5 protein-coding genes and 1 tRNA gene are annotated in these 9,339 nt (G+C 64.5%); 4 read left to right on the top strand and 2 right to left on the bottom strand.

What is annotated here, in order from left to right:
• Positions 1-85 precede the first annotated feature (85 nt).
• Positions 86-2,683 (top strand): glycoside hydrolase family 2 protein, encoded by a 2,598-nt coding sequence (locus FJ222_03140; GenBank protein ID MBM4163423.1) that lies wholly within the window; start codon positions 86-88, stop codon positions 2,681-2,683.
• Between the two features lie 18 nt (positions 2,684-2,701).
• Positions 2,702-4,996: an alpha-rhamnosidase gene (locus tag FJ222_03145; GenBank protein MBM4163424.1), complete on the top strand. Its 2,295-nt coding sequence runs from the start codon at positions 2,702-2,704 to the stop codon at positions 4,994-4,996.
• A gap of 20 nt (positions 4,997-5,016) precedes the next feature.
• On the opposite strand, the gene FJ222_03150 is transcribed toward FJ222_03145, so the two are convergent.
• Positions 5,017-6,942, bottom strand: a complete 1,926-nt coding sequence (locus tag FJ222_03150; protein MBM4163425.1) for a carbon starvation protein A — start codon at positions 6,940-6,942, stop codon at positions 5,017-5,019.
• Positions 6,943-7,101: 159 nt separating this feature from the next.
• Positions 7,102-7,175: transfer RNA gene (locus tag FJ222_03155), tRNA-Gln, on the bottom strand.
• Positions 7,176-7,322: 147 nt separating this feature from the next.
• Between FJ222_03155 and FJ222_03160 the strand changes: the two genes are divergently transcribed.
• Together FJ222_03160 and FJ222_03165 are read left to right on the top strand one after the other, a co-directional pair.
• A complete protein-coding gene (locus tag FJ222_03160; protein MBM4163426.1) occupies positions 7,323-8,627 on the top strand; it encodes an O-acetylhomoserine aminocarboxypropyltransferase/cysteine synthase in 1,305 nt (434 codons plus the stop codon).
• Positions 8,628-8,651: 24 nt separating this feature from the next.
• Complete coding sequence (locus FJ222_03165) at positions 8,652-9,125, top strand: tRNA (cytidine(34)-2'-O)-methyltransferase (protein ID MBM4163427.1); 474 nt, start codon at positions 8,652-8,654, stop codon at positions 9,123-9,125.
• Positions 9,126-9,339: the final 214 nt, after the last annotated feature.

Consider the following 9,339-nt stretch of genomic DNA (forward strand, 5'->3'; position numbering starts at 1 on the left):
TCACTTCGCTACGGACGCGTCGCCCTGGACGCCCCGCGTATCCGGAGCAGCGGCACACGCCGCACCCACATACGACGCCAGAAGTATGCCACGTTTCCGCGCGGGTGTCCACCCCACACACACGCGAGAAGGATTGACGTTCAGACCGCGTCTGTCGCATACTCTGCGGCTCACTCCAAGCAAGGAAACGACTATGCAAACAATCGCGCTGAATGACGTCTGGCAACTTCTGGAAAAACCGTTGATCGCAAGCGGTGACGAGCCTGTGCCGGCCGCCGCAGAGTGGGCTGCGGCGATTCCGGCCGTCGTCCCCGGCGAGGTGCACCTGGACCTGCTGCGCCAGGGGCGGATCACCGAGCCGCTCTATGATCGAAATGCCCCGAATTGCGCCTGGGTCGAGGACCGGTCCTGGTGGTACCGTCGCTCTTTTCAATTCGCCGGCGCGCCCGGTCGGCGCGTCGAGCTGGTCTGCGAGGGGCTGGATTACCAGGCGAGGCTCTGGCTCAATGGCGTTCCGATCGGCCGCGCCGCCAACGCCCTGATCGCGCATCGCTTTGACGTAACACACGCCCTGTGCCCCGGTGAAAACACGCTGCTGATTCGCTTGGACGCCGGTGTGGCGGAGGCGCAAAACAAGCCGCGGGCGAAATACGGACAGGGCGCTCACGAGAGCATCTGGACGCGCAAGGCGGCCTATACCTTCGGATGGGACTGGGCGCCGCGGCTGGTCAACTGCGGTATCTGGCGGCCGGTGCGGCTGGAGATCCTCGACCCCGTGGCGTTGCGCGATGTCTGGGTCCGTACCCGGCTCGTCGGCAAGGGCCGCGCGATTGTGACGGTCGCCGCCGAGATCGAGAACGTGACGGACGCCCCGGCGGACGCCACGCTGACGCTGACTATTCCCGGCGTCGGCGAGCGGACGCTGCCGGTCGCTGCCGTGGCGCCGGGCCGGCGCTGCATCGAGACCGCGTTCGAAGTGGCGCGCCCGCGCCTCTGGTGGCCACGCCCGCTGGGCAAGCCAAACCTGTACACGCTCGAGACGCGGCTGCTTCACGGGGGCGCGACCTGCGCGACACGCACCACGCGCTTTGGCATCCGCGAGATCACCCTCGCGCAGGAGCCGAACCCCGCCGTCCCCGGAGGCCAGACGTTTACGTTCGTGGTTAATGGCGAGAAATGCTTCATCAATGGGGCGAATTGGGCGCCGTCCGACGGTATCCCCGCACGGATCACGCCGGAGCGGCGCACGCATCTGCTGACGCTGGTCCGCGATGCCCACATCAATATGTTGCGGGTCTGGGGCGGCGGTATCTTTGAAGAAGACGATTTCTATGACTATTGCGATGCGAACGGCATTCTGCTGTGGCATGACTTCATGATGGCCTGCTTTATCTATCCCGGCGACGACGCAGGCTTTCGCCAGCAGATGGCCGACGAGCTCGCAGTGGCCGTTCCGCGCCTCCGTAACCACCCCTCCATCGCCGTGTGGTGCGGCAGCAATGAATCGGACTGGGCGTTCGATAACAATTGGTATCCCGGCTGCGAGGCCAACACAAGCCTGGTTCTGGAGCATGAGCTGATTCCCGGTCTGATGAAAAGCCTCGATCCGGACCGGCCCTACCGGCCGACGAGCCCCTTCGGCGGCAAGGATGTCAACGACGAGGACCAGGGCGATCAGCACTGGTGGTCGGTGAGCATCGCCACGGGCGGCAATGACCCGATTGACTACCGCAACTACCGGCGGGCGCACTGCACGTTCAACTCGGAGTATGGATATTTCGGTATGCCCGCGCTGGAATCTATCCATGATTACCTGCCCGAGGACCAGCGGACCGTGGACTCCGAGGGCTTCCGCCTGCATACGAACCGCCACGGCTTTATGGAGAAGGGGCAGAAGGGTCAGATCAAGGTCTTTGCCGCGATTGATTTGCTGGCGGGGAACTCGGCGTCCATGACCCTGGAACAGCTCGTCGAGGCCTCTCAATTGCTGCAGGCCGAGGCGCTGAAAACCGCCACCGAACAGGCGCGCCGGCGGAAGTTTGATTGCGGCGGCAGCATGTTCTGGATGTTTCCGGACTCCTGGGGCGAGATCGGGTGGTCCGTCGTGGATTACTATCTGCGCAAGAAGGCGTCCTATGATTATGTCCGCCGGGCCAGCGCGCCGGTGCTTGTGTCCATCAAGGAGGAGGAATGCGGCGTCTCCACGTGGGTAGTCAACGACACCCGCGCCCGTGTCACGGGCACGCTGGAGTGTACGCTGATGTCGTTCGACGGGCAGGTCCGGTCGCGGACGTCGCAGGCCGTCGTCATACGCAAGAATGCGTCGGTGCGTTGCGGTTTGGATCGGATGTCGCTGATGCGAAGCGGCGATTTTTACCACGCCCGGTTGAGCGGACCCGCAGGCGTGATCGCAGAGAACGTGTTCTTCTTCATGAACATCAAGTCCCTCAAGATGCCACCCGCAACGGTGCGCTCCGAGATCCTCTCGCGCGATTCGGGGTGCGCCGTGATGCGGCTCTTCACGGACGTGTTCGCTCACTTCGTTCGGGTTGACCCCCCTGCGGGGCTCGACACCGAGGACCGCTGTTTCGACATCCTGCCGGGCGGCTCGCGCGACATCGTCCTGCGCGGCGACCTGTCTTGCCTTGACGCCGTGCGCCTCCGTTGGCGCAATCGGGAATAACCCCTTGGGAGAAAGAAAATGACCCATCACGAGAACCTGAAGACCCCGGTGAGGCGTTACCGCCGGAAACCGGAGCCCGAGGCCCCCGGGCGCCCCAAACCCCGCGCGTGGTCCGCGAAGTGGATTGGGCGGCACCACATGATGTTCCGATATGCCGATCAGTTGCAGCCCGCGCCGCTCTACCGGCGGGAGTTCACGCTGGAGGGTCCGGTTCGGCAGGCGACGTTGCACATCTGCGGCTTGGGCTTTTACGTCGCGCGGATCAATGGGCAGCGGGTGGGTGACCAGGTGCTGGAGCCCGGGCCCTCGCAGTACGATCAACGGGTCCGCTACAGCACCCACGATGTCACGAGCCTGGTGCGCGCTGGCGCGAATGCCCTGGGCGTGATGCTCGGCACCGGCTGGTACAACGGACATACAGTCGCGTTTTGGAATCTGGACCGGGCGGTATGGCGGGATTACCCCAAGCTGATTCTTGAGTTGGAGGTGCAACTCGAGTCCGGCGCCACCGTTTGCCTGCACTCCGATGGCTCGTGGCGGGTTGTGGAAGGGCCGGTGCGTTTTGACGCTCTGCGCAATGGCGAACACTACGACGCCCGCGCCGAGCGTCCGGGGTGGGACACGCCGGGGTACAACGACAGCGCATGGGAGCAGGCCGTGATCGTGCCGGGCCCCGGCGGATTGCTGGAGCCGCAGGTGGCGCCGCCGTGCCGCGTCATGCAGACACTCACGCCGGTGGCGGTGCGCAGGCTGGCTTCAGGCGCGGCGGTCTACGACATGGGGCAGAACATGGCCGGCTGGGCGCAACTTCGGGTCAGCGGACCCGCCGGCACGGAGGTTGTCCTTCGCTACGCCGAGTCTTGCAACGCGGACGGCGATATTGACGTCCGCAAAATGAATCGCTTCGTCGTGAGCGGCGAATTCCAGACGGATCGCTACATTCTCAAGGGGCAGGGCGAGGAGATTTGGGAGCCTGGCTTCACCTACCACGGGTTTCAATACGTCCGCGTGGAGGGGTTGCCGGGCGAGCCGACCCTCGACACCCTTCGCGGACGCGTCGTGCATACGTCGTTCGACGCCATCGGCGGCGTGGAGACGTCCAGTGAAACGCTCAATCGGTTGCAAACGTGCACGCGATGGGCGTATATCGGCAACTTCGTGGGATTCCCCACCGATTGTCCGCACCGCGAGAAGAATGGCTGGACCGGGGATGCCCATCTCGCGGCCGAGACCGGGCTCTGGAATTTCGGGGCCGCCTCCGCCTATGGCGAGTGGCTCGACAGCATCGCGGATTGCCAGCGCCCGAGCGGGCAAATTCCCGCTATCGTGCCCTGCTCAGGCTGGGGGTACAATTGGGGCTCCGGACCGGCGTGGGACAGCGCGCTCATCCTGATTCCCTGGTACATCTATCTCTACACGGGCGACCGCTCGCACATCGACCGCCTGTATCCCGCCATGGCGCGCTACGTCGGGTATTTGGGGACGCTGGCCACAGACCACATCGTCCACTTCGGCCTGGGCGACTGGTGTTCGGTGGATCCGCGCACGGTTCCCTCGGGCATCACCTCCACGGCCTATTATTACGCCGACACCCGGCTGCTGGCGCGTTTCGCGCGGATGACGGGCAGCAAAAAGGATGCTGCGGCGTTCGAGGCGCTGGCCGTGCGCATTCGCCGCGCATTCAACGCCGCGTTCTATCGCGGCAACGGCGTGTATGCCGATGGCCAGATGACGGCGATGGCCTGCGCGGTCTATCAGGGACTGGTCGAGGACGACCAGCGGGCGGCCGTCGTGGCGCGGCTGGCGGAAGCGGTCGAGCGCAACAGCTACAAGGTGGAGTTCGGCATCCTCGGTGCCAAGTACGTGCCGCGCGTGCTGGCGGAGAACGGACGCGCCGATGTCGCGTTCAAGGTATTCACGCAACCGGAGCTTCCCGGCTGGGCCAACTGGCTGCGGCAGGGCGCGACCACCCTGCGCGAGAATTGGGACGGTAGCGACTCGCAGAACCACATCATGTTCGGCGACATCAGCGCATGCCTGTACCAGTATTTCGCCGGGATTATGCCGGACCCGGAACACCCGGGCTTCAGCGAGGTGACGGTGCGGCCGCAACCGGTCGAGGGGCTGGACGCGATGAGCGCCTGGCATCGGGCGCCGGCCGGCATCATCCGCTCCGCTTGGACGCGGGAGGCCGGCGGGATAACGTGTGACGTGACGCTGCCGGAGGGCGTCACCGGCATGTTGCATCTGCCCGACGGAACTCGCGTCGCCTTGGTTCCTGGCCACCAGCGCGCCTCGTGTCCGTCACGGTGACTGCAACGTCCCGATGAGGATTAGACGCTCGCTGGCGGGGTCTTGCCGTCCGGGCGCACGGGGCGCGTGGCGCGCGGAAAGATGGCCGACCGGAGGCCGACCACCACCAGATAGAGCGTCAGACCGCACAGAACCAGGCTGGCGCCGAAGAGGGTCGCGTTGCCAACAGGCGCTCCCGCCGCAGATGGGCCCGGGAGGAATTTGCGCAGGAGCAGGACGAGGCTGGCGCCCGTGGTGACGAGCATGAAGAGCGCGGGCCCGACAATATACCAGATCCGGCGGCCGCATCGGAGGAGCCAGAGGGCACCGAGCCCCAGGACAAACGCGGCCAGCAACTGGTTCGCGGTCGCAAACAAGCCCCACAAGGTCATGATGCCGCTGGAAAAGGAGAACCAGAGCATCAGCGCCACCGCGATGCCGGAGTTGACCCAGTAATGGCTGAGCACCCAAGCCAGGAGTGACGGGGGCTTCGGCGAGGACGATCCGGCGGGCGCCGCGGCCGTCTCCGGTCCCGGCAATAGCCCGTCGGCTCCGGCAGGCTCCAGTTCCCGATCCATCTGCGCGTCCTCAATGGCCGCCAGGCCAAACAGGGCACGCCAGACCTCCTCCAGCAGGTACCGCATCAACCGCACTGCGGTGTCCAGCGTCGTAACCAGAAAACCCTCGAGCAGGATCATGCCGCCGATTGCGCCGACCGCGATTGGAAGGCCAAAGGCGGCGCGGGAGGCGGAACCCACCGCCATGGCGAACCCGAGGATCGGGTTTCCGCCCGTCTTCAGTCCCGCCAAAGCCGGATGGACATCGGTCAGATAATCGGCGCGGCCCAGCCCCAGCAAGAGGACGCAGATGACGGTGATCGCCAGGATGCTCTCCAGCACCATGCCCCAGTACCCGATTCTTCTGGCTGCGGGTTCAGACACGAGCTGCTTGCAGGTGGTGCCACCGGCGCACAGGCTGTGAAATCCGCTCACCGCGCCACAGGCGACGGTAATGAACAGTCCCGGCCAGACAAACCCCAGCGCCCGTGATCCAGACGCCAGATCCAGCGCTGGCAGGGCCTCTTCCACCGGGATAGCGGTGCCGCGAAAAGCGGCCACAATCACGGTTGTCACGAGCAGGGTCAAGCCGATGTAGAGAATGTGGACGTTGATGAAATCCCGGCTTTGCAAAAACAGCCACACGGGCAGGCCAGCAGCCAGTAGCACGTAAACGGCTAGGACGATCTTCCACGTGTCGGCGGCAACCGAAACGGGAAAACACAAGCCGAAAACGATGCTGACGGCGCAGATGACAAGCGCCAGAACCGAGCACTTCCACACCGCCACGCGCCGCTTGATGTACAACCAGCCCACGAACGGGGCCAGCGCCGTGATCACGATGACGCTGGTGGAGGCAATGCCGCCGATGACCACCTGATCATGGATGGTGCGAAAGAGCGTCTGGCCGCCGCTAAGATCCAGCCGGCTGATCGGCACCAGGCTCACCAGCGCGGCGGCCGAGAGATTCAGGAAGGTCGCGCACACCAGCGCCAGCAGCAGCACCAGAAAGAGCACGAGCGCGACGAAGGGTCCGGTGCCCAGCAGGCGCCGGACCACCGTCGCCATCGATTGTCCGCTCATGCGGGTGGACATGAACGTGGCGAGGTAGTCATGCACGGCGCCGATGAGCATGCCTCCGAAGACAACCCACAAGACCGCCGGCAGCCATCCGTAGCAGACCGCGATCACCGGGCCGATGATCGGACCCGCGCCGGCAATGGAGGCGAAGTGATGGGCAAAGACAACCGGCGTCGGGGTCGGCACATAGTCATGGCCGTCGTTCAAGCGAACGGCCGGGGTGATCCGGTCCGGCTGTTCGCCCCAACTGCGCGCCAGAAAGGTCGAGTAGAGGTGACCACCCAGCACCAGAATCGTGATCGAGATCAGCAGAATCAGCAGGACCGTCACGTGCAGGCCTCCTCTCGAGCGTTTCCAGTCACCCCGGTCATCGCCCCTTTGTGAAGAAAGAAACAGGGCGGGGGCGTAAAAAAAGCGGCGCAATCGCGCCGCATCCGAACCCGCCGGATCGGGAGCCTGCGGCGATTCAGCCGTTTCGGCTCCGCAAACTGGTTGCCTCACTAGGATTTGAACCTAGACAAGCAGATCCAGAGTCTGCTGTGCTACCGTTACACCATGAGGCAAGGAAGGCTTCCCCGGATGCGAAACCGGCTGACAAGATAACGAACACGGCTCGAAAAGGCAAGGGTTTTCGGTAAAGACAAAAACCGCCGAATCTGTCATACTGGTAACCGCCTTTGAAGGAGCACCGAACCGGAAGGAGTCGAACCATGGCGGAACAGGGATTGCACACGCTGGCGCTGCATGCGGGACAACAGGCTGATCCGACGACGGGATCGCGCGCGGTTCCGATTTATCAGACCACCTCGTATGTGTTCAAGAGTTCGGATCATGCGGCCAATCTTTTCGCGCTGAAGGAACCCGGCAACATCTACACGCGGCTGATGAACCCGACCAACGATGTCTTCGAGCGGCGGGTCGCCGCCATCGAGGGCGGGACGGGCGCGCTGGCCGTCGCCTCGGGCCAGTCGGCCATCACCTACGCGCTCCTGGCGGTCACGCGGCCGGGGGATGAGATCATCGCGGGCAACAACCTCTACGGCGGAACCTATCAGCTCTTCAACCACACCTTCCCGCGGGTCCTGTGCCGGACGGTGCGCTTTGTCGATTCGCGCGAGCCTGAGGCATTCCGACGCGCAGTCACGCCCAAAACGCGCGCGATCTACATCGAGACCATCGGCAATCCCAAGCTCGATGTCCCCGATTTCGAGGCGATCGCCGCCATCGCCCGCGAGGCCGGGGTGCCTCTGATTGTGGACAACACCGTCGGCATCGGACTCGTCCGTCCCCTCGCGCATGGCGCCGACATCGTGGTGTGCTCCGCCACCAAGTACATCGGCGGACACGGCACCTCGCTCGGCGGCGTGATTGTGGACGGCGGCACGTTCCGCTGGAACAACAGCAAATTCCCCGAATTTACCGAACCCGACCCGAGTTATCACGGACTGGTCTACTGGGATGCCCTGGGGAACGTCCCGGGGGCGGGCAACATCGCCTTCATCACCAAGATCCGCGTCACGTTGCTGCGCGACATGGGCGCCGCGCTGAGCCCGTTCAACGCACACGAGTTTTTGCTGGGCATCGAGACGCTCCCCCTGCGTCAGCAGCGGCACTCGGCCAACGCCCTCGCCGTCGCCCGCTGGCTTCAGCGGCACCCGCGCGTGAGCTGGGTGACCTATCCCGGCCTGCCGGATGCGGCCGGCCACGCCGTCGCCGCAAAATACCTGAAGCGCGGCTTCGGCGGCCTGGTGGGCTTCGGCATCACGGGCGGCCTCGCGGCGGGCCGGGTGTTCATCGACTCGGTAAAACTCCTCTCGCACGTCGCCAACATCGGCGACGCCAAGACGCTGGTGATCCACCCCGCCTCGACCACCCACCAGCAGCTTACGCCGGAACAGCAGCAGGCCACGGGTGTCACCGCCGACTACATCCGCCTCTCCATCGGGTTGGAAGACGTCGAGGACATCATCGCCGACATCGCCCAGGCGCTGGAGAAGACGGTCGGCAAATCGTAGCCGCAGGCCGTGCGCCGTGCCACCATGGACCTCAGCCTGAATCTCGTTCTGATCTGTCCAGAGATCCCCCACAATACAGGGGCGATCGGAAGGCTCTGCGTCGGCTTGGACTGCGCCCTTCACCTGATTCGTCCGTTGGGGTTTCGGCTCACCGAAGCGGCTATCCGCCGTGCGGGGCTTGATTACTGGCCGCACCTGCGCCTGACCGTCCATGATTCGTGGGAGGCCTACCTCGCGTCGACCCGGCCGACTCGCCTCTTCTTCGCCAGCACGCGCGGCAGCCGCTCGCTCTACGACTGCGTGTTCCGGTCCGGCGATCATCTGGCCTTTGGCAACGAGAGCAGCGGGCTGCCCGAACCGTTCTACGCCCGCTACGCCGACAGCCTCATGCAAATCCCCATGCCCGGTCCGCACGCGCGGAGCCTCAACCTCGCCAACGCCGCCGCCATCGTCGCCTATGAGGCCTTTCGCCAAATCGCCCATCCACCCCCAGGTTAAGAAAAGCAGAAAGCAGAAAGCAGAAAACGGAAAGCTGAAAGGGATGCGCGAAGCGGGTAGGGCGCGGCGTCTCCGCCGCGCCGCTGATCACGGAAAATGCCCAAAAAATGCCCATTCCTGCCTCCTTCTCTCCAGTTTACCCCCCATTTTTCAGCCTCACCCACAGGGCGGTGAAAAAATAATGAAAAAATAATGATACTAAACGATTGACATA

The sequence above is a fragment of the Lentisphaerota bacterium genome, assembly GCA_016873675.1.
In the GTDB taxonomy this organism is placed as follows: Bacteria; Verrucomicrobiota; Kiritimatiellia; order RFP12; family JAAYNR01; genus VGWG01.